Here is a 19,256-nt window from a genome sequence, read left to right as displayed (position 1 = left end):
AGAGACGTGGACGTGGTATTTGTCGTGGACGGACGGAAGGGCGCCGATCATAAACGGGAGCGGGGGCACCGAAGTGTTTGCGGAAATTTTGTCCTCGACCTGCATCACGCCGCAAAAGGCGACATGCCTGGGGGCGACGCCGGCGGTAGGGGCGAGGGTCGTGGACGAAGAGGGCTATCCGGTGCCGGCCGGCAAGCAGGGGTATCTGGTCTTCACCGTGCCGCAGCCGGCGCAGACGCGCGGGTTCTGGAAAAATCGGCAGCGCTACCTGGACACGTATTTTCCGTTGGGAGAGCACATGTGGTGGCAGGGAGACATGGTCATGGTGGATGAGGAAGGGTATTGGTTCCATCACGGGCGTGCCGACGACGTGATCAAGGTATCGGGCAGAAGGACGGGACCCGGCGAGCTGGAAGACGTGGTCAACCAGTATCCAGGGGTACTGGAAGCGGCGGCGATCGGCGTCCCCCATGCGGTGAGGGGCGAGGAAATCGCGCTGTTCATCGTCCAAAAGCCAGGGGAGAGCATAGATGCGAGCGATCTCAAACGGCATGTGACGAATGCTTTGGGCAAGCCGTACGAACCGGCTGAGATTCACGTGGTCGCGGATCTGCCGAAGACGCGCACGCAAAAAATCATGCGCCGTCTGATCAAGCAGCGGTATTTGGGCGAGGCGCTGGGAGATACGTCGAGCCTGATGAATCCGGGGGCGCTGGAAGGTCTGCCGAAACGACACGCGGTGGATCAGTAACGAAGTGAGAAAGAACGGGATACTCTGCCAGGAGTGCGAGCCTGCATTTTTGGCGGAGTTTTCCTTTTGCAGGCAATCATTTGTGGTCATGCAGCTCCCTTCCACATGTGTTAAAGTGAGAAAAGAGAGAAAATACTGTCTGGCATCGAACCTGGGAGGAGACGAGCGATGAAATCATACGTGGATCAACCAAACGGAGTATTCCCCTCGGTGTGCTCACTGGATTGTCCCGATCAATGCGGACTGCTGGTGCATAAAAAGGACGGGAAAATCGTCAAGGTGGAGGGAGATCCCAACCATCCGGTGACACAGGGAAGCATTTGCAACAAAGTTCGCCATATGGCGGAAAGAATCTACGACCCGAAAAGGCTCACCCAGCCGCTGAAGCGCGTCGGAGTCAAAGGCGAGGGCCGGTTTGAGCCGATCAGCTGGGACGAAGCCATCGAGACCATCACCTTCCATTGGAAGCAGCTTGTTTCTGCATACGGACCCGAGAGCATTTTGCCGTACAGCTTTTACGGCAACATGGGCAGGCTCAATGCAGAATCGATGGATCTTCGGTTTTTCCACCGTCTGGGGGCGAGCCGCCTGGAGCGGACGATCTGCAATGCGGCAGGTGGCGTGGGATACAACTATACGATGGGGGCCAATTACGGCACAGACCCGGAAGAGACCGTTCACACCAAGCTGTTCATCATGTGGGGAATCAACGCCGTAAGCACGAACATGCACCAGGTCATGCTGGCCGAAAAAGCCCGCAAAAACGGCGCGCAAATCGTTGTGATCGACTGTCACAAAAACCAGACGGGACGTTGGGCCGACTGGTTCATACCCGTATTGCCCGGGACGGATACAGCGCTGGCGCTGGGCATCATGCACATCCTCTTTGCGGAAAACATGGTCGATAGCGCGTTTCTCGAGACGTACACCGTCGGACACGAGGAGCTCCGCGAACACGTCAAGCAATACGATCCTTCCACCGTCTCGGCCATTACGGGCGTGCCTGCCGAGGATATTTACCGCCTGGCGCGGCTGTACGGCACGACCTCGCCCTCCCTGGTGCGCATCGGCAATGGCTTGCAGCACCATGACAACGGCGGGATGTGCGTACGGACGATCGCTTGTCTGCCTGCCTTGACCGGTCAATGGCTCGTGTCGGGCGGAGGAGGCATGAAAGGAAACAAAGGATTTCTGGAACACAACAAGCAGGCGCTGCAACGCCCGGATGTGCTAGCGAACAAGCAGACGCGCCGGGTCAACATGAATGCGATCGGCACTGCCCTGCTGCAGCTGGATCCGCCGATTCGCTCCCTGTACGTGTACAGCAGCAATCCGGCGCTGGTCGCACCGGAAGGTAACAAGGTGAGAAAGGGGTTGGAGAGGGAAGACCTGTTCACCGTCGTGCACGACCTGTTTTTGACGGAAACGGCGGCCTACGCCGACATCGTGCTACCGGCGACCTCCGCCTTTGAAAATACGGACTTTTACACGTCGTACTGGCATCATTACATGCAGCTCCAAAAGCCGGTGATCGCTCCGCACGGGGAGAGCAAGTCAAACGTGGAAGTCTTCCGCTTGCTGGCAAAGGGCATGGGCTTCGAGGACGAGATGTTCGACGATACAGAAGAGGACATGATTCGCCAGGCTCTGGACTTTCCGGCCAATCCGTTCCTCGCCTCGATTTCTTATGAGGAGCTGGTCGAAAAAAATTACCTCAAAGCCGCTGTCGACAAGCGTTTCTTTGAGCAGCTGCCGACCCCCAGCGGAAAAATCGAGCTGTATTCCAAGCAGCTCGAGGCGCTCGGCTACCCGCCTTTGCCGACGTACACACCGCTGGTCGTGGAAAGCAGCTATCCGTATCAGTACGTGCCAGGGCCGAATCACAACTTCCTCAATTCGACTTTCTCGAACAACGCAAAACACGTACAGCTGGAAAAGTTTCCGCGCTTGTATATGAATGCGGCCGACGCACAGGCATCCGGCATCGCGGACGGAGATTTGGTGCGGGTGTGGAATGATCGCGGAGAGTGCGAGCTGACGGCATCCGTAGGGGAAAGCGTATTGAAAGGCGTCGTGGTGAGCCAGGGACTTTGGGCCGACAAGCCGGGCGCCAAGCATCACGTGAATGTTCTTACCCCCGATCGCATCGCGGACATGGGAGGCGGAGCGACGTTTTTCTCCGGCCGCGTGAACGTGGAGAAAGTAGCCAGATAAATTTGTTTGCCCACCCGATGTCCTGCCAGGCAACTCCGGTACGGCAGATCAAAACAGCTTCGCTTCGGCCCTTTCGGCTTGACGGAGCTGTTTTTTTGCATACTAGGAATGCCAGCAAAAATCGAAAGGTGGAATCTACATATGTGGGCAAGCAAGTGGATCGGCATTTTGGGGAGCCTGGTTTGGGGATTCGGAGCGGGGAGCTCCGGGGTGTCGGTACCGCCTCCGCAGGCAGGTCAAATCGCTCCCGCTCCGATCATTTACGAGGAAGTAAAGGTGGCGAGGGAGGATGTGACGGGCGACGGCAAGCCGGAACTGATTACGCTTTTGGGCAAACGTTTTGCCCCGGGCAGTCCGTATTACGATCAGCTCAAGGTGATGGTGCAGGACCCGGTGAAGAAGAGGGCGACCTTTTTTCAAGCGACGTATGGAGGCTATCAGCCGGAGCTCTATTTTTGCGATTTTACAGGAAACAGGACCAAGCAAATCCTGCTTCAGGCGCCTACGGGAGGCAGCTCGGGAACATCCGACTACTATCTGTTCTCGGACAAGGAACACATTCCGGCGGTGCTGTCCGTACCCCAACCGCTGACCATCTCCGGCTCCTATCAGGACGGCTACAAGGTTCGGCTGACAGTCAAGGAGGCGAATCAAAACGTCGTGTTGGACCTGAGCGATCGGAAAGACATCTATGAAAAAGACGGCATCTACAAAAACGGAAAGCTGCAGCAGCCAGTCGAGGTGATGCCGAATGCCTTCAGCGTCTTGAAACCGGTCGAGCGTCCGGACGGCACCTGCGAACTCAATGGCGTACAGAGGGTGAGCGGGGTATACAATGCCGACACAATCGCCTACGTGGAATCGACGTGGAAATGGGAAAACAACGGTTGGAAGCTGGAGCGTGTCACGGTGAAAAAAGCGCAGCGATAGAATCCAGGAAAAAAGCAAGCGGAATGGGGAGCGGGAGGCTGTATCTGTCCGGCAGCAAACAGGTGCGGCCTTCTTGCATGGTTTCAAGGAAGCATGCCGTCTGTTTACACAGCGCTGGCATTGGGAATATAGAGAAAAACCAATGGATATACCCATTTGGAAAAATTTATAGTATAGTACGATGAGAACTACGCTGAATACCCATTCATAAGAAGGAGTCCGCCCAATGAGTACAAGCCCGATTTCCAGTTTGTTCGGTTTCAAAGGAAAAGCGAAAAACGAATCTTTTTTTCGAGACAGCAAGGACAAGGGAGAAGTGCATATCGATTCGGGGTCTCAATTGGCGAAGCAGCTGTCCCAAATTCGGCTGACAGAGCAAGATTTGACTGTCGTAAAAGCGCTTCAGCCATTGATCATTCGAAATATTGACAAAATAGTCGATTTTTTTTATGGAAATATCGAGAAAGAACAGCTGCTCATGTCCATCGTCGAGAAGCACAGCAGTATCGACAGGCTCAAGCAGACGCTGAATCGCCACATTCAGGAGATGTTCAGCGGGAAAATCGACCGGGACTATTACGAGCAGCGCAGCCGGATCGCCGTCATTCACATGCGCATCGGGCTGGAGCCGAAATGGTACATGTGTGCCTTCCAAAACCTGCTGATCTCGATCATGGATCTCCTCCATCAGAGCATTCCGGACAAGCAGGAATTCGTCCATGCGGTTCAGGCGGTGACCAAGATCCTCAATATCGAGCAGCAGATCGTCCTGGAAGAATACGAGAAGGAGCACGAGCGGCTGCGCCGACTTGATCAGGAGAAAAAGGATGAGCTTCGCTCCCTGCTGGCCAACTCGGCGCATGAGCTCGCAGCAGTATCCGAGCAAAACAGCGCTTCGGTAGAGCAACTGACCGAACAGTCGCGGGAAGTGCTTCGCTTCGCGGAGAACGGAACGAATTTCTCAAACAAGGCGCATCAGCTCTCTCAGGAGGGCAAGGAGAAGCTGGAGAAGCAGCAGGTGCAGATGGAGCTGATTCAGACCAGTGCAAAGCAGATCGCGGAAGAAATGGGCGCCCTTGAAGAAAATGCGGAAAAAATACGCGGCATCGTCAATGTCGTGACCGCCATTGCGGAACAGACGAATCTGCTGGCATTGAACGCCGCTATCGAAGCGGCCCGGGCAGGCGAGCAGGGCCGCGGCTTCGCGGTGGTAGCCGATGAGGTGCGCAAGCTGGCGGAGCAGACGAAGCAGTCGGTTTTCGGCGTGAGAGAACTGATCGAAAAGACCAATCAGCAGACCAGCGCCCTGTCGACGGTCGTGGGAGAGATCCAGTCGCTGGTTCTTTCCAGCACGACGATGACCGAGGAGACCAACGCCTTTTTCGAAGGCATCATGACAGCCGTCATGGAAGGAAAAGAACAAAGCGCCAAAATTCAAAAAGAGCTGGAAAACTTCTTCAAGGTCATGGAAGATATGAATCAGGCAGTCGCACAAGTAGCCAGCTCGGCGGACGAACTCTCGGAAATTACCGAAAGCCTGTAATCATAGTAGGAATTATACCGTTTTGCATGAAGGCACATCCCGTTTTACCGGCGATGTGCCTTCTGTTTTGCGAGAAATCGGAGAGCATTTGATGGTTTAATGCCTGGTCAGGCTGTCGGAATTAACTGTTGACTCCCACTGTACTTGTGCTAAAATGAAAAACATTAATTATTCATGAGTTTAGTCGGAATTATAGAGGTGAAACAAACATGTTGGGACAAATGATCTTCACAGGGTTATTGTGCGGAGCGTTGCTCGGCTTCGTGATGCAGCGGGGACGCTTTTGTTTGACCGGCGGCTTCCGGGATATGTTTTTGAGCAAGGATTACCGCATGTTTTATGCACTGTTGATCGCCATTGCCATTCAGAGCATTGGCGTGTTTGCCCTGATTCAAATGGGACTGCTCCAGTTTAAAGCGGGCACGTTTTCCTGGCTGGGCACAATCGTGGGCTCGTTCGTGTTTGGGATCGGGATCGTGCTGGCAGGCGGATGCGCGACGGGAACGTGGTATCGTGCAGGTGAAGGATTGATCGGCAGCTGGATCGCATTGTTTGCTTACATGCTGATGAGCGCAGTCATGAAAAGCGGAGTATTGGTGCCGATCAACGACGCGTTCAAACAGTACGCATTGCCGACCAATTCGATTCCGGCGACGTTCGGCCTCTCGGTGTGGCCGTTCATCATCTTGCTTGCGGCCATCACGCTTTACCTGGCCGTTCGTCACTTGCGAAAGCCAAAGGTGCCGATTCCGTCGTTGCCGCGAAAGCGAAGCGGACTATCTCACCTGCTGTTTGAAAAGCGCTGGCATCCTTTTGCGACGGCTGTTCTCGTCGGGCTCATCGCCCTTTTGGCCTGGCCCTTGAGCGAGGCGACCGGGCGCATGTCCGGGCTGGGGATCACGACGCCGTCCGCCAACATTTTGCAGTACATCGTCACGGGAAACAGCGAGAAGTACGTAAACTGGGGCGTGTTCCTCGTCCTGGGGATTCTGCTGGGATCCTTTTTCGCTGCCAAGGCGAGCCGCGAGTTTCGCTTCCGCGCTCCCGATGCCAAGACCGCCGTTTCCAGCTTCTCGGGCGGGATCCTGATGGGCTTTGGCGCCAGCCTGGCGGGCGGCTGCTCGATCGGAAACGGGCTGGTCATGACCGCGATGATGACATGGCAAGGCTGGGTATCGCTGCTTTTCATCATACTGGGTACGTGGACGGCTTCGTATTTCGTGTACGTACGTCCGCGCGTTCAGGCGAAAAAGCTGCAGAGCGCAAGCATGACAACCGCTTAGGAGGAATCGCAAATGCAACACAAACTGGAAGTGCTGGGAATGGTATGTCCCTTTCCTTTGATTGAGGCCAAAGAAAAGATGGAGACGCTCAGCAGCGGCGATGAGCTGGTCATCGATTTCGACTGCACGCAGGCGACCGAGAGCATCCCGCGGTGGGCAGCGGAAGCAGGCCACTCCATTACACGCTACGAACAACTGGATGATGCGTCCTGGACCATCACTGTGAAAAAGAAATAGGGAATCAAAAAGAGCTCCCCTTTGACTGGGTGCTGGTGTTCATCTGCTGGGATGAAACCGGGTACCGGTCAGCGGGGAGTTTTTCTTTCTTGGCAGAGCTGAGACGGGGGAGCAGATACGTGTTCGAAATACAGCTTGGCAGTTCGCAGACATGGAAGGAATAACAGGCACATATGTTAAATTATAGGAGTACCCTTCTGCTCTGCTTGGAATTGCCGGCAGTGGCGCAGCGGCGGTGAATAGGCGTTGAGGGAGACGACCGGGACATCTCCGCGGTTCGCGATGGCGTGAATTTCTCCGGGAGCGACGAAGCAGCTTTCTCCCGCGCCGACCGTGAAGGCTTGTTCCGGGCGTAGCCCGTCTTCGGAAAGCGTATAGATGACGTTGGTAAGATCCCCGGAAAGGATCCATTCCCAGCCAAACGACTGGCCGTGATTATGGGGAGCCGACTCCTGGGCGGGAGGCAGCAGGATGAGGACGATTTCAACGTGTTCCGTGGCGAGCAAAACCTTGCGTCCATAGGGAAGGTCCGCCGGCTGCGGAAGGTACGGGATGATCGTGTCGAGGCTGAGCGGGAGCGAGACCAGGGCCGATCCGAGCTCAGCAGGGGTAGGAGAAGACAGGGAGCCGAATGCTTTTTCCAGTAGGGCATGAATCATGTGAAACCTCCCAAGCGGAAATCTTGTTTATCATCAGAATATGAAACGAAGAGGGAAGCGGTGAGAACGTCAGCATCAGGAGGAGACAGGTCGCCTCTGTGAGATGAGCGGCCCATTTGCTATGAAAAGCAGGCAGTATACGGATGGTAGTGAAAGAAACCGGTGGGGGATGTTGAAGATGAAGAGACAAAAATGCCTGCTGGCAGGAGGGCTAATTGCCCTCGCGGCCGCAAGCGTCTGTGCTCCGTGGGCCCATGCGGCTGGGCCGGCCAAAACGCCTGCTCCGGCAACGAAGCCAGCTTTGACCGCCGCACAGACGGACATTCCCGGTGTCATCGCCCGCGTGTCGCCGAGTGTTGTCGCGATCGTGGGGAAGCCAGACGGGAGAGGAGCTGCGAGAGACAACCGCTTCAATCTGGCGCATGGGACGGGCTTGGTAGTCAAGGCTGACGGCTGGATCCTGACGAATGCGCATGTCGTAAAAGAGATGGACAGCTTGACCGTCATCACGGTCGACGGCCGTCAGTTCGCCGGGACGGTGACCAATATGGACGAGGAGAGCGACTTGGCCTTGGTGAAAATTGCTGCTACGGGACTATCGCCAGCCACCTTCGCTCCCAATTATTCCATCAAGGTAGGGGAAACCGTGGTGGCGATCGGGACGCCGATTTCGGTCTCGCTTCGCAATTCGGCATCGGCGGGGATCATCAGCGGAGTCGACCGTTCCGTCAACTCGACCTACCGCCTGATTCAAACCGATGCTTCCATCAATCCTGGAAATAGCGGGGGACCGCTCGTCAATCTCAAGGGAGAAGTAGTCGGGATCAATTCGCTCAAATTCGTCTCGGTGGGGATCGACAATTTGAGCTTCGCTATCCCGGCTGACACCGCCCAGTACGTCATGAGCCACTTTTTTACATATGGGAAAGTAAACCGGCCTTACTTGGGTGCGGAGCTGGAGGAAAGCTGGGCAGCAGTCGTGGGACTGCCGACCAAGGAGCCTTTGCGGGTGGTCAGGGTGGACCCGGGTTCTCCGGCAGAGAAGGCGGGCTTTCAGACAGGAGATGTCATTTATTCGGTCAACCAGGTACCGTTCACGACGGTCGTCGAGTTCAACGAGCTGCTCAAGCGGTACTTGCCCGGGCAGACGGTGGAAATCGTCGCGCAGTCGGGAGGCGACTTGATCAAGCGCAAAGTGACGTTCGCGACGAAACCGTAGCAAGGAAAAGGATGGGGGAAGAGTCGGATGATTCAGAGGAAATGGCAAATGCTTTGCGTGACAGCTGCTCTGTCGGCGGCCCTGCTGACGAATCAGTCGGTATCGGCGGCGGAGCATTCTGACAGAAGCGTGGAAGTAAAGCTCCAATTGAACGCCGCCCAGGCAAACGTCAACGGGCAGGCAATCGCGATCGAGCAGCCTTACGTGTCCCAGGGAACGACGATGATTCCGCTCAGTCTGCTGACGGCCGCTTTTGGCGCCACCTTGCAGTACGACAGCCAGAATCAGATGATTGAAATGTCCTACAACGGCAAGGTCATCAAGCTGAAGGCAGGCAGCAAGCAGGCGTGGATCAACGGAAGGGAGACGACGCTGACGGCTTCGCCCGAGGTGAAAAACGGCAAGACGATGGTGCCGCTCACGCTGTTGAACCAGGTCATGGGCATTGCGGTCACGACGGACGCCAAGACAAAGGACGTCAGCCTGGTCGGAACCAAGCAGGAGGAGGTCGCCCGGACAGATGTCTCTCTGGACAGCGACATTGGGAAGACGCTGATTGGCGACAGCTATTACGGCTGGCACATGAAGTATCCGACAGGGTTGATCAAAAATGCCCAGAGCTTCCAGGGAGACTTCGTCAGCTTCAGCGATGCCAAGGAAGCGTATCGGCTGTACGTCTACATCGTGGACGGGCAGCCGGAAAACCTGTCAGGAAACGGTCTGCTCACAAGACTCGCAGACTCGACGGAATATCCGGTATTGTCCAAAGGATACGTCAACGATCCTACGCAGCCGTACGCTCGGCTGATTTCCAAAGGGGACGACGGCGGAATCAATGAAGAGAGAGCCTACCAGAGCGGCACAAGGATTTACTACGTGACACTGGAGATCAAGGACGAGGCAGACTTCCGCAATCCGGCCAAGTACAACAGCTATAAAGATTTGCTCGACAGCTTTTCCTTGTCCTTCCCTAAAAGTCCGGTGATTTAAGTCAGTTGTATCCGTCTCTTCGGCATGAAAAAAGAGGAAAACAACCCAACCAACGCCGAAATGAGCAGGTCCGACACCGCCTCCATCATCACGGATTTCGGTTTTGGACATGCCGAAATACCGGTTTGGGGTCGTTTCTTCTTAAACCGGCATAGTTTTTTCAGATTTTGAACGATTGCCGTGAGCAGTGCCTGCTCCTGCATGCAATCCAGGCCGCGGCTCCGCGCGCGACCCAGGCCATGCGCGACTTTGCTTTCGGCAAACACATGCTCGCACCGCGTCCGTAACTTTTGCAGATGACGGTAAGAACCCTTGAGCTGAATTTGTTTGGCTTTGTTGCGGATTTGGATTTCTCGGATTTTGGCCAGACGCTTGCGTTGTTTCTTCGGATCGTTCGTTTGGCGTTTCCAAGTCGGTACATCTTCCAGTGCCAGGTTGCGAAGCGAAACCAGAGGAATAATCCCTTGCTCGAACAGCGCTTGCAGATAATCTGTCGTACCGTAGGCTTTATCGGCAGAAAGCGTGCGAATCCGGATTTGCGGATGGGCAAAACGGATCGCGGCCAGCTGTTGCAAGCTCGTCTCGCGTTCAGCCGTTCCGGACGCGATGCTCGCTTGCGTAGACAGAATGACGCCGGATTTGACATCCGTCACATGATGCACCAAATACCGCAAATGCGCTTCCTGACCGTTGCTCTTTTTGTACAAGCGAGCATCCGGGTCCGTCACGCTGCGGTAGGTCTTGTTCGAGAACCTTTTGCCATGAAAATCTTCATGTGTCGCTTCGTCTTCCAGACGCCGTTCTGTTCGCGTGGGCGGTGCGGGCGGCCGTCTGTCATCATCGGAATCAGCGGCGTCACCTTCGGGTTGCTCGTCTTGCCGGGCCATGCGAGCCAGGTAGTCTTCAATCGACTCCACAGGTGCCAGAGTGATTTCTTTCAAGCTGTGGATAGAAGCGTTGGCGCGTACTTGGGAACCGTCGACTCCCGCATCTACATCGGGTTGGACCAGTCCGGCGGCGATGCACTGATCGACGACATGTTTCATGAGCGTGTCGAAAATACCGTGTTTTCGCCACAATTTCCGGGTCTTCACCAAGGTCGTCCGATCCGGCAGGGACGGCCTGGATGGATCCGGGCGCAAGACGGATTCGAAATCCAGTCCGCAAAACCACAAGTAGCCCCCATGCATGGGCAACAGTTGATACAATTCCCGTTCGGAATGGTTGAACAAATACGAAAGCAGCATGAGTCGAACCATCCGCTCCGGGTCAGCCGCCGGGCGTCCGGTACGTTCCGTATACAGCGGCGCCACCCAATCATGGACGATGGAAAAATCAAGCGCTTCGTTCAGTTGGCGCAAGATGTGCTTTTTCGGTACGAGTTCATCCATATCCACAAATTGGAACATCTGAGGCTGGATAGCCGATGACTTATAGGCTTTCATGTTCAATCACTCTTTCGATCATCGTGTTACGATATAAATTCGACAAACCCGTGATAAAGGCCTGCTTACGCGGACTTTTTCACCGGACTTCTAAAGGGGAGACAGCCATCAAGGACATCTCCACAGTCGAGGGCAAATACCGCTGGTTTACCGATGAGGACTTTGGCCTGAAAGTCAAGGTGCCCGCAGATTGGGAGAACATGTACAACCAGACGTTCACGCAATTTTCCAGCAAGAATGGCCGGCAGTGGCTGAAAATCAAGATCACGTCCAAAGAAGACGGACTGACGCTGGACGATTGGGTGAAAAAGCACGAACAGCTGTATCGGGATGTCGTGAACGAGAGCTATTTGAAGGTCGATCCGGAAGTGAAGAGCTCGACGATCGCGGGCGTACCTGCCAAAGAGCAGAAATTCAGCTCCTCGGACGGATCCGGCTGGTACCCGGAGCAGGACTTCTTTTTCTTCAAGGGAGACTACAAAGTGTACGTAGAGATCGCCTACGATCCCGAAGCAACCCCCGAGCAGGCCGCCGAGCTGATTCAGACGATCAGGCAGTCGCTGTCCGTCGACACGGGCGCGATGAATCCCGCTCTCGGGGACATCACGGACGACGAGTTGATCGACAGAGACGCGATGGCGACAGTCAAAATTCCGGGGCTGAATTTTTCCATCAGCATTCCCGAGCACTGGAAAGAGACGAGTGGCGCGGAAGGCACGAGGATGTACGAGTTTACGGGAGGAAACGCCATCGTGATCGCAGGGCCCGGAAGGCTTTCAGAGGTGCGCACGGAAGTCGAAAAAGTGATCAAGGAAGATTCCTCTTCCTACAGCTATGTGGTAAAGGAGAGCAAAGCGATCAGCCTGGCGGGTATGCAGGGGTACAAGATCGTTGCGCAGGGGAAAAACGGAGGGACCCGGTTTGAGAAGACGTTTTATTTGCTGGAAAAAGGCAAAAACGCGTACATGATCGCCTTTACGATCTCGGACTGGGTCAAGACCAAGTCGATGGAGAATCGCGTGCAAAAGATCGTGGACTCGATTCAGATCGGCCAGTAGAAGCAAGCGAGCGCGGGAGGGTGATTCCCGCGCTTTTTGCTCGAATCGGGTTCCAACGCCAAATGGGCGTGTACGTTCTTTGTCGACGCTTCAATGATGATTTCTTCATGAAATGAATGTATCATGCAGTTTGCGTATATTCCTAGGGAAAGTCGATCCGTCCATGGAGTACTTCCGGAGAAGCACTTTTCCGCATGCCATGTCCGCTGATATGATGGACGTACGGTGCCAAGCGCCGTGCAGGACGTCATGGGGAAGCGCCCCCGTCCCTTGCAGCGTAGCTTGGGTCAAACGATCTTAGACAACAAGGAGGCATGCGCATGTCAACTGCCACAATCAGTGTACGCACCCGCTAGACGGGGGCGTGCGATCCGGACCGCCTGCTGATGATCAGGAGGTTTGGATAGATGATTCGAATGAGGACGTATTTGTATGTCAATGCGCTGTCCACTTTGGGATCGCGCATGGATTTGATCGCGTGCAGCGCGCTGATCTTTACGTTTGAGCACAGCGCGTTTTGGTTGACCGCCTTTTTTGTAGCCCGCCAGATCGGGGGAATTTTGTTTAGTCCCATTGCCGGTGTATTGGCCGACCGCGTCGACAGGAGAAGGGCGATGATTGCGAGCGATGCGGGAGCGGGTCTCGCCCTTATGGCCATCGTCTTTTTTCCCCACCCCTATGTCGTGGTAGCGGCTGCCTTTTTAAAGGGCATGCTGTACAGCCAGTTTCACGTCAGCTTCCAGTCCTCTCTGCCACAGATGTTCGGGCAGGAGAATCTGGTCAAAATCAACGGTTTGACGGTCAGGCTGGAGTCTGTCGTGGGGATCCTCGGTTTTGCTCTTGGCGGTGTCCTGACAGACGGCGTTGGTTATTCGAGCGTCATCGTCATCGACGCTTCCAGCTTTTTCCTGTCTGCCGCGGTACTTTCCCGCATGAGCTGGGGGAGCGGGGCGAGGAGCGAAGCGGGAGGGGGACTGCCTGGGGCCCCGATAAAAGCCGGGACGCCTGGACATGAGACGGTTGGGTTTCGGGCAGCTCTCGCGTATTTGGGTAAAGAGCCCGTTCTCTTGGCGATCAGCCTGCTGGCCTTGTTTGAGTCCATCAGCACGGCATCGCACAATTACGGCTTGCCGTTTCTGGCCCAGAAGCTTGCGGCCGGAGATTCACTCCTGCACGGCTTGATGTGGTCGGCGATGAGCCTCGGAGCGATGGGCGGCTCTTATGTGGCGGCGCGCTGGAGAACCAGACTTGTCGTACGGCTGTTTGCTGCTTCCGTGATGCTGGCGTTGACGGTCGCATTGGCGTTCATGGGCACGGAAACGATGATCGTGCTTGTGATGCTGACGGTCGCCGGCCTGTTCGCCGGGGGAGCTCAGGTGTACGGGAGCTCTCTGCTTCAGCAAGCGGACAACGAGATTCGCGGCAGGGTGATCGGCGTGCAGAGTACGCTGAGCCGCATCGGTTTTTTCATTGGTTTCGTGGCCGCTCCGCCGCTCGCAGGGCAGCTCGGACTGTTCGGGATGGTGGCCGGGGCCCAGCTGCTGTTTCTCTTCGGGCTGCTCGGCCTTGCTTGGTACTGCTTGCGCAAACGATAGTCTTTTTTCACTCCCGAAGCCATAGGATGTACCAATTGGGAGGTGACGGGCGTGGCGATGTTTCGACCCCGTCGACGCTTCAAGAACCCGCTTTCCCGAACGAAGGCGTTCTTTATCGCGGTGGTAATCTTTTTGGTCCTGTCGATTCAGACGCTGGTCTTCCTGGAAAAACGGCTGGAGCCGACGCTCTTGATCCTGGCTTCGCAAAAGACAGAGCAGTTGGCCAAAGAGGCGATTACGGATGCGGTAACCAAGCGGATTTCCCAACAAGGCGTCGACTTTAATCAGATTGTTCGGATCGAAAAAGACAACCAGGGGCAGATTCAGGCGTATCAATTCAATTTCAAAGAGTACGCGCGGATCGTGGGGGAGACCACTTCCCGCGTCCAAAACAAGCTGCAGGAGTTCGAGACGGAAAAGGTGGACCGGACGATCCCGCTCGGACTTGCGACGGGCAACAGCTTTTTGGCGAACATGGGACCCGAATTGCCCATAACATTCATGCCGATCGGATCGGTCAAGACCAGGCTGGAGACAGAGCTGAAGGAAGCGGGCATCAACATGGTGCTGGCCACGGTCTATATTTTCGTGGAGGTCGATCTGCGCATCGTCATTCCGTTTGCAACCGACGAGCAGACTGTCACTACGAAAATCCCGATCACTCACTCGCTGATCGTCGGCGATGTGCCGCAGTATTTGTACAACAGTCCCGAAGGCAAGCCGGATGTGCCGAGGGCGCAGACTCCGCAGAGCCAGGATGTCTTGAACCCTCCAGAGCAGCCGTGATCGGACGAACAAAGCGACACCCCGGAGCACATGAGCAGTCATGTCCGGGGTGTCGCTGCTTTGTTTTAGGAGGGAAATAAGCCTGTCCCCACCACAATCCCCAAATGATTATCGACACCAAAAAGCGGCTCTTTCAAGCAGTATGAACAAAAAGGGTGTTCGGGGCGAAGGTTTCCCGTTACTATGAAAGAAAACGGCCAGACGAATCGCAGAAGCGTCTGTGGGGAGGAAACGATGGACCAGCACTATGGCAAAGGGATCATTTTCGATATGGACAACACCTTGCTGAAATCAAGCATCGACTTTGCACGGATGAAACAGGCAATTTTTTCACTGCTGCTGGAAAACGGCTGCTGTCAGCCCGACCTGGATTGGCAGCGGCATACAGCGTCGCAGCTGATCGAGCTCGGGAGACAGTCTGCCCGCATGACCGAGCGGCTCGAGGCGCAGATGTGGGAAGCCGTCGCTGCAGTTGAGAAGGAAGGCATGCACGGAGCTGTGCTGGAGGACCACGCAGCGGAAGTGCTGGCTGCACTGCATCAGCGCTACCGGCTCTACATACTCACCAACAATGCTTGTGCGGCTGCACAGGAAGCGCTGCAGGAGACGGGCATCGCCCATTACTTCGCGGAAATCGTGGGGAGGGAGCAAATGGCCGAGTTGAAGCCGTCGCCTTCGGGTGTCCATTATATTTTGCAAAAGCATCCCGAGTGGCCGACCGCAGCCTGGATGATGGTGGGCGACTCCTGGATCGACGGGAAGGCTGCGCAGGATGCCGGCATCCGGTTCATAGCGTATCAGGGAGAGGCGCAAGAGATGGAGCGAAGGGGCGTCACTCCGGTTGTCGCTCTGAGTGAATTGCGCGGGCTATTGGCTATTTGCTGAATCAAAAATCTTTTGCAGCTGAAAAGTGTCGGCGCTGTCCAAAGTTGTGCTATACTTACCGTAACTGAATACCAGCCTTCAGGGTAGGGTGAAATTCCCGACCGGCGGTGATGACGAACGCACGTCTGAGCCCGCGACTCGCTGTCTGACTTTTGGGCAGCGACTGACTTGGTGAAATTCCAAGGCCGACGGTACAGTCCGGATGGGAGAAGGTGTTTGGAATAGCCTCTTGGCCGTTTTTGCAAAAACGGTACAAGCAAGGCTTGTTTCTTGATGCCCTGAGACCTTGACTCGGGGCATTTACTATTTCATCGGGGAGGGTAGACTAGGAATAAGCGGCAACTTCATAAGAGCGATCTTCAGGGCAGGGTGAGATTCCCGACCGGCGGTGATGACGCATCTCGCGTCCAGCCCGCGACTCGCTGACCCGACAGGGCGGCGACTGATCTGGTGAAAATCCAGAGCCGACGGTACAGTCCGGATGGGAGAAGATGCAGATGGCGCTTTCTCATCCGTTTTTTTTCGAAAAAACGGATGGAGCAAGGCTTCTTTCCCTATGCCCTGAAACGAAGGTTTCAAGGGCTTTTTGTTTTGGCTGGAATCCACGAGAGATAGGAGAGAGAGATGGAACAGGATGTACGATTCATGGCGCTGGCACTGGAGCTGGCGCAAGCGGCGAGAGGGCAGACGAGCCCCAATCCGCTGGTCGGGGCCGTCATCGTGCGAGAAGGGCAGGTCGTCGGCATGGGAGCCCATCTGAAGGCAGGAGAGCCGCACGCCGAGGTGCACGCGCTGCGCATGGCGGGCGAAAAGGCCAAAGATGCGACCTTGTACGTGACGCTGGAGCCGTGCAGCCACCATGGAAGAACCCCGCCATGCGCGGAAGCGGTCGTGGCGGCGGGCATCTCCAGAGCAGTCGTCGCGGTGCTCGACCCCAATCCGCTGGTGGCGGGGAGAGGGATCGCGCTCATGCGTTCGGCCGGGGTAGATGTGACGGCCGGGGTCTGCGAGCAGGAAGCACTCCGGCTCAACGAAGTCTTTTTTCACTACATCCAGACCAAGCGGCCATTCGTCACGGTGAAGACGGCGAGTACGCTGGACGGGAAAATCGCGACGGCGACGGGCCATAGCCGATGGATCACCGGCGAGGCGGCGCGCGGGGAAGTGCACGAGCTGCGCAGGATGAACGATGCCATTCTGGTCGGAGTGGGAACCGTGCTGGCTGACAATCCGGAGCTGACGGCACGGCTGCATGGAGAGAAGTACGGCAGACAGCCTGTGAGGGTGGTCTTGGACAGTGCTCTGCGTACGCCGCTGACCGCTCGTATCGTGCAGGACCGCTCCGTACCGACCTGGATTTTTGCCACAGAGAAATCTCCTGTGGAAAAACGGGAAGCACTTGAAGCAGAGGGGGTTACGGTGATCACGCTGGACGGTCCGCTCCTGGTGGACGAAGTTTTGCAGCGACTGGGCGAGCGGGGAATCACCTCCTTGTTGGTGGAGGGAGGGGCGGAAGTGAACGGATCCTTCCTGCGAGCGAGGGCCATTCAAAAAGTGGTCAGCTACCTCTCGCTGAAGCTGGTCGGCGGAAGCCAGGCCCCTACGCCGTTCGGCGGGACTGGGTTTGCGGCCATGGGGGAGGCGGTTTCCCTTACCGATATTCGCATCGAGCAAGTGGACGGACAGGATATCCGCATCGTCGGCTATCCGAAGTGGACTGCGGCACCGCTCGAGAAGGAATGACCGATCGGAAAAGGAGGGAAACACATGTTTACCGGACTGGTGGAGGAATTGGGGGTACTGGAGGCCATGACAGGCAGCGGCGAGGCGAGCCGGCTCGTCATTAGCGCCCAAAGAGTGCTCGAAGGCGTGAAAACGGGCGACAGCATCGCGGTGAATGGCATCTGTCTCACGGTTACCTCCTTTACATCCCGGCATTTCACGGTAGATGTCATGCCGGAGACGATGAACAAAACCAGCCTGCGCCAGCTGAGACAGGGACAGCGCGTCAATCTGGAGCGGGCGATGCGCCTGGGCGACCGGTTTGGAGGGCACATCGTCTCCGGGCATGTGGACGGCACCGGGACGGTCTCGGCCCGGCAGTCACACGCCAATGCGGTCCTGTTTCGCATCGCAGCCGATCCGTCTCTTTTGAAATACGTCATCCCGCGAGGCTCCATCTGCATCGACGGCATTAGCCTGACGGTGGTGGATGTCGATGACAGCAGCTTTTCAGTCTCGATCATTCCCCACACGCTGGCGGAGACGAGTCTGCGGGATCGAAAGGTCGGGGATCAGGTAAACCTGGAGGCCGACGTTATCGGCAAATACGTCGAGCGTCTGCTGGGATGGCGAACACGGGAGTCGGGCGGAGTGCATGAGCAGCCGGCGAAGCTGAGCCTGGCGTTTTTGCAGGAAAACGGATTTGTCTAAGTCGAGGAGGGAGATTGGATGTTTGACAGCATAGAAGCAGCTTTGGAAGATTTGCGTCTGGGCAAGGCAGTGATCGTCGTCGACGACGAGGATCGTGAAAACGAAGGGGATTTCGTCTGCCTCGCGGAAGCGGCTACCCCGGATATGATCAACTTCATGGTGACTCACGGCAGAGGGCTGGTCTGCGTTCCGGTGACAGAGGAGCGTGCAGCTTGCCTGGGGCTGCGGCCGATGGTCGAGGACAATACGGACAAGCAGGGCACGGCTTTTACCGTTTCCATTGACGAGAGAAGCACGCATACGGGCATCTCGGCCCACGAAAGGTCCCAAACGGTGCTCGCGATGCTCGACGAGAGCCGGACTGCCGAAGATTTTCGGCGCCCGGGCCACATCTTTCCGCTGATTGCAAGAACGGGCGGAGTCCTGCGCAGAGCGGGGCACACCGAAGCAGCGGTCGACCTGGCGCATTTGGCCGGGGCTGCACCTGCCGGCGTCATCTGCGAAATCATGAATGAAGACGGCTCCATGGCGCGCCTTCCGCAGCTGCAGGAAATCGCACAGCGGTTTGACCTGAAGCTGATTACGATCGCCGATCTCATCCGCTATCGGATGGCGAAGGAATCGCTGGTGAAAAAGGAGATCGAGGTCCAGCTGCCTACGGCGTACGGAGATTTTCGCATCGCCGCCTACACCAATGAGCTGGATGGCAAGGAGCATGTGGCCCTGATCAAGGGAGACATTTCTTTGCAGGAACAAATCCTCGTGCGCGTGCATTCCGAATGCCTGACGGGTGATGTGTTCGGCTCGCATCGGTGCGATTGCGGCCCGCAGCTGCATGCGGCTCTGGAGCAAATCGAGGCGGAAGGACGCGGCGTGCTCCTGTACATGCGCCAGGAAGGCCGCGGGATCGGACTGATCAACAAGCTGCGCGCCTACAAGCTCCAGGAAGAAGGTCTGGATACGGTCGAAGCGAATGAAAGGCTGGGCTTTCCGGCGGACCTGCGAGACTATGGCATCGGGGCTCAAATCTTGCGCGATCTGGGTGTTCGGCGGATGCGCCTTTTGACCAACAATCCCCGGAAAATACGGGGGCTGGACGGCTATGGGCTAAAGGTCGAGGAGCGGGTGCCCCTTCAAATGCCGGAGCATAAGCACAACCGCAAATATTTGGCTACGAAACAAGAGAAGCTGGGACACCTGCTTCACTTACATCGATAAGGAGCGGATC

17 protein-coding genes and 2 riboswitches are annotated in these 19,256 nt (G+C 56.2%); of the genes, 15 read left to right on the top strand and 2 right to left on the bottom strand.

Annotated elements, in window-relative coordinates; translation table 11 throughout:
• Positions 1-19: 19 nt before the first annotated feature.
• The 6 genes from RGB73_RS30695 to RGB73_RS25465 all read left to right on the top strand — a co-directional run bounded on the left by RGB73_RS30695 (position 20) and on the right by RGB73_RS25465 (position 6,958).
• Positions 20-751 (top strand): AMP-binding enzyme, encoded by a 732-nt coding sequence (locus tag RGB73_RS30695; RefSeq protein WP_396136142.1) that lies wholly within the window; start codon positions 20-22, stop codon positions 749-751.
• 168 nt (positions 752-919) lie between these two features.
• Positions 920-2,965 carry a molybdopterin-containing oxidoreductase family protein gene (locus RGB73_RS25485; RefSeq protein ID WP_310765820.1) on the top strand — a complete coding sequence of 682 codons (2,046 nt, stop codon included), beginning with the start codon at positions 920-922 and terminating at the stop codon, positions 2,963-2,965.
• Between the two features lie 141 nt (positions 2,966-3,106).
• On the top strand, positions 3,107-3,895 hold the full coding sequence (locus RGB73_RS25480; protein ID WP_310765818.1) for a hypothetical protein: 789 nt from the start codon (positions 3,107-3,109) through the stop codon (positions 3,893-3,895).
• A gap of 226 nt (positions 3,896-4,121) precedes the next feature.
• Positions 4,122-5,438: a globin-coupled sensor protein gene (locus RGB73_RS25475; RefSeq protein ID WP_310765816.1), complete on the top strand. Its 1,317-nt coding sequence runs from the start codon at positions 4,122-4,124 to the stop codon at positions 5,436-5,438.
• A 221-nt stretch (positions 5,439-5,659) separates the two neighbouring features.
• Positions 5,660-6,721 carry a YeeE/YedE thiosulfate transporter family protein gene (locus RGB73_RS25470; RefSeq protein ID WP_310774541.1) on the top strand — a complete coding sequence of 354 codons (1,062 nt, stop codon included), beginning with the start codon at positions 5,660-5,662 and terminating at the stop codon, positions 6,719-6,721.
• Positions 6,722-6,733: 12 nt separating this feature from the next.
• The gene (locus RGB73_RS25465; RefSeq protein WP_310765814.1) at positions 6,734-6,958 is read left to right on the top strand and encodes a sulfurtransferase TusA family protein; all 225 of its coding nucleotides are present in this window, start codon (positions 6,734-6,736) and stop codon (positions 6,956-6,958) included.
• Between the two features lie 176 nt (positions 6,959-7,134).
• On the opposite strand, the gene RGB73_RS25460 is transcribed toward RGB73_RS25465, so the two are convergent.
• Positions 7,135-7,617: a cysteine dioxygenase gene (locus RGB73_RS25460; RefSeq protein WP_310765812.1), complete on the bottom strand. Its 483-nt coding sequence runs from the start codon at positions 7,615-7,617 to the stop codon at positions 7,135-7,137.
• A 178-nt stretch (positions 7,618-7,795) separates the two neighbouring features.
• Here RGB73_RS25460 and RGB73_RS25455 point away from each other — a divergent pair, with 178 nt between their 5' ends.
• Positions 7,796-8,836 (top strand): S1C family serine protease, encoded by a 1,041-nt coding sequence (locus RGB73_RS25455; protein WP_310765810.1) that lies wholly within the window; start codon positions 7,796-7,798, stop codon positions 8,834-8,836.
• A gap of 27 nt (positions 8,837-8,863) precedes the next feature.
• Positions 8,864-9,826, top strand: coding sequence for a stalk domain-containing protein (locus RGB73_RS25450; protein WP_310765809.1), 963 nt, complete (start codon positions 8,864-8,866; stop codon positions 9,824-9,826).
• Here the strand turns inward: RGB73_RS25450 and RGB73_RS25445 are convergent.
• Positions 9,823-11,271, bottom strand: coding sequence for a transposase (locus RGB73_RS25445; RefSeq protein ID WP_310764996.1), 1,449 nt, complete (start codon positions 11,269-11,271; stop codon positions 9,823-9,825). The genes RGB73_RS25450 and RGB73_RS25445 overlap by 4 nt on opposite strands.
• Before the next feature lie 50 nt (positions 11,272-11,321).
• Between RGB73_RS25445 and RGB73_RS25440 the strand changes: the two genes are divergently transcribed.
• The 7 genes from RGB73_RS25440 (at position 11,322) to RGB73_RS25410 (ending at position 19,246) form a co-directional block, all read left to right on the top strand.
• A complete protein-coding gene (locus tag RGB73_RS25440; protein ID WP_310765807.1) occupies positions 11,322-12,329 on the top strand; it encodes a hypothetical protein in 1,008 nt (335 codons plus the stop codon).
• 407 nt (positions 12,330-12,736) lie between these two features.
• The gene (locus RGB73_RS25435; protein ID WP_310765805.1) at positions 12,737-13,924 is read left to right on the top strand and encodes an MFS transporter; all 1,188 of its coding nucleotides are present in this window, start codon (positions 12,737-12,739) and stop codon (positions 13,922-13,924) included.
• Positions 13,925-13,981: 57 nt separating this feature from the next.
• Entirely contained in the window at positions 13,982-14,710 is a 729-nt protein-coding gene (yunB, locus tag RGB73_RS25430; RefSeq protein ID WP_396136236.1) for a sporulation protein YunB, read from the top strand.
• 234 nt (positions 14,711-14,944) lie between these two features.
• Positions 14,945-15,595 carry an HAD family hydrolase gene (locus tag RGB73_RS25425; protein ID WP_310765801.1) on the top strand — a complete coding sequence of 217 codons (651 nt, stop codon included), beginning with the start codon at positions 14,945-14,947 and terminating at the stop codon, positions 15,593-15,595.
• A gap of 70 nt (positions 15,596-15,665) precedes the next feature.
• Positions 15,666-15,813: riboswitch (FMN riboswitch) on the top strand.
• A 133-nt stretch (positions 15,814-15,946) separates the two neighbouring features.
• Positions 15,947-16,092: riboswitch (FMN riboswitch) on the top strand.
• A gap of 127 nt (positions 16,093-16,219) precedes the next feature.
• Positions 16,220-17,338 (top strand): bifunctional diaminohydroxyphosphoribosylaminopyrimidine deaminase/5-amino-6-(5-phosphoribosylamino)uracil reductase RibD, encoded by a 1,119-nt coding sequence (gene ribD, locus RGB73_RS25420; protein ID WP_310765799.1) that lies wholly within the window; start codon positions 16,220-16,222, stop codon positions 17,336-17,338.
• Positions 17,339-17,362: 24 nt separating this feature from the next.
• A complete protein-coding gene (locus RGB73_RS25415) occupies positions 17,363-18,028 on the top strand; it encodes a riboflavin synthase (protein ID WP_310765797.1) in 666 nt (221 codons plus the stop codon).
• Positions 18,029-18,046: 18 nt separating this feature from the next.
• Entirely contained in the window at positions 18,047-19,246 is a 1,200-nt protein-coding gene (locus RGB73_RS25410; protein WP_310765796.1) for a bifunctional 3,4-dihydroxy-2-butanone-4-phosphate synthase/GTP cyclohydrolase II, read from the top strand.
• The last annotated feature ends 10 nt before the right edge of the window (positions 19,247-19,256 follow it).

This window comes from Brevibacillus brevis (assembly GCF_031583145.1).
GTDB classification, from domain to species: Bacteria; Bacillota; Bacilli; order Brevibacillales; family Brevibacillaceae; genus Brevibacillus; species Brevibacillus brevis_E.
This window is presented reverse-complemented; position numbering and strand designations above follow the sequence as displayed.

Bases quoted from the DNA above. Each gene is read 5' to 3' on its own strand.
- RGB73_RS25470 (WP_310774541.1), top strand. From the start codon at position 5,660: ATGATCTTCACAGGGTTATTGTGCGGAGCGTTGCTCGGCTTCGTGATG.
- ribD (WP_310765799.1), top strand. From the start codon at position 16,220: ATGGAACAGGATGTACGATTCATGGCGCTGGCACTGGAGCTGGCGCAA.
- RGB73_RS25460 (WP_310765812.1), bottom strand. From the start codon at position 7,617: ATGATTCATGCCCTACTGGAAAAAGCATTCGGCTCCCTGTCTTCTCCT.
- yunB (WP_396136236.1), top strand. From the start codon at position 13,982: ATGTTTCGACCCCGTCGACGCTTCAAGAACCCGCTTTCCCGAACGAAG.
- RGB73_RS25455 (WP_310765810.1), top strand. From the start codon at position 7,796: ATGAAGAGACAAAAATGCCTGCTGGCAGGAGGGCTAATTGCCCTCGCG.
- RGB73_RS25450 (WP_310765809.1), top strand. From the start codon at position 8,864: ATGATTCAGAGGAAATGGCAAATGCTTTGCGTGACAGCTGCTCTGTCG.
- RGB73_RS25425 (WP_310765801.1), top strand. From the start codon at position 14,945: ATGGACCAGCACTATGGCAAAGGGATCATTTTCGATATGGACAACACC.
- RGB73_RS25415 (WP_310765797.1), top strand. From the start codon at position 17,363: ATGTTTACCGGACTGGTGGAGGAATTGGGGGTACTGGAGGCCATGACA.
- RGB73_RS25475 (WP_310765816.1), top strand. From the start codon at position 4,122: ATGAGTACAAGCCCGATTTCCAGTTTGTTCGGTTTCAAAGGAAAAGCG.
- RGB73_RS25435 (WP_310765805.1), top strand. From the start codon at position 12,737: ATGATTCGAATGAGGACGTATTTGTATGTCAATGCGCTGTCCACTTTG.
- RGB73_RS25445 (WP_310764996.1), bottom strand. From the start codon at position 11,271: ATGAAAGCCTATAAGTCATCGGCTATCCAGCCTCAGATGTTCCAATTT.
- RGB73_RS25410 (WP_310765796.1), top strand. From the start codon at position 18,047: ATGTTTGACAGCATAGAAGCAGCTTTGGAAGATTTGCGTCTGGGCAAG.
- RGB73_RS25480 (WP_310765818.1), top strand. From the start codon at position 3,107: ATGTGGGCAAGCAAGTGGATCGGCATTTTGGGGAGCCTGGTTTGGGGA.
- RGB73_RS25465 (WP_310765814.1), top strand. From the start codon at position 6,734: ATGCAACACAAACTGGAAGTGCTGGGAATGGTATGTCCCTTTCCTTTG.
- RGB73_RS25485 (WP_310765820.1), top strand. From the start codon at position 920: ATGAAATCATACGTGGATCAACCAAACGGAGTATTCCCCTCGGTGTGC.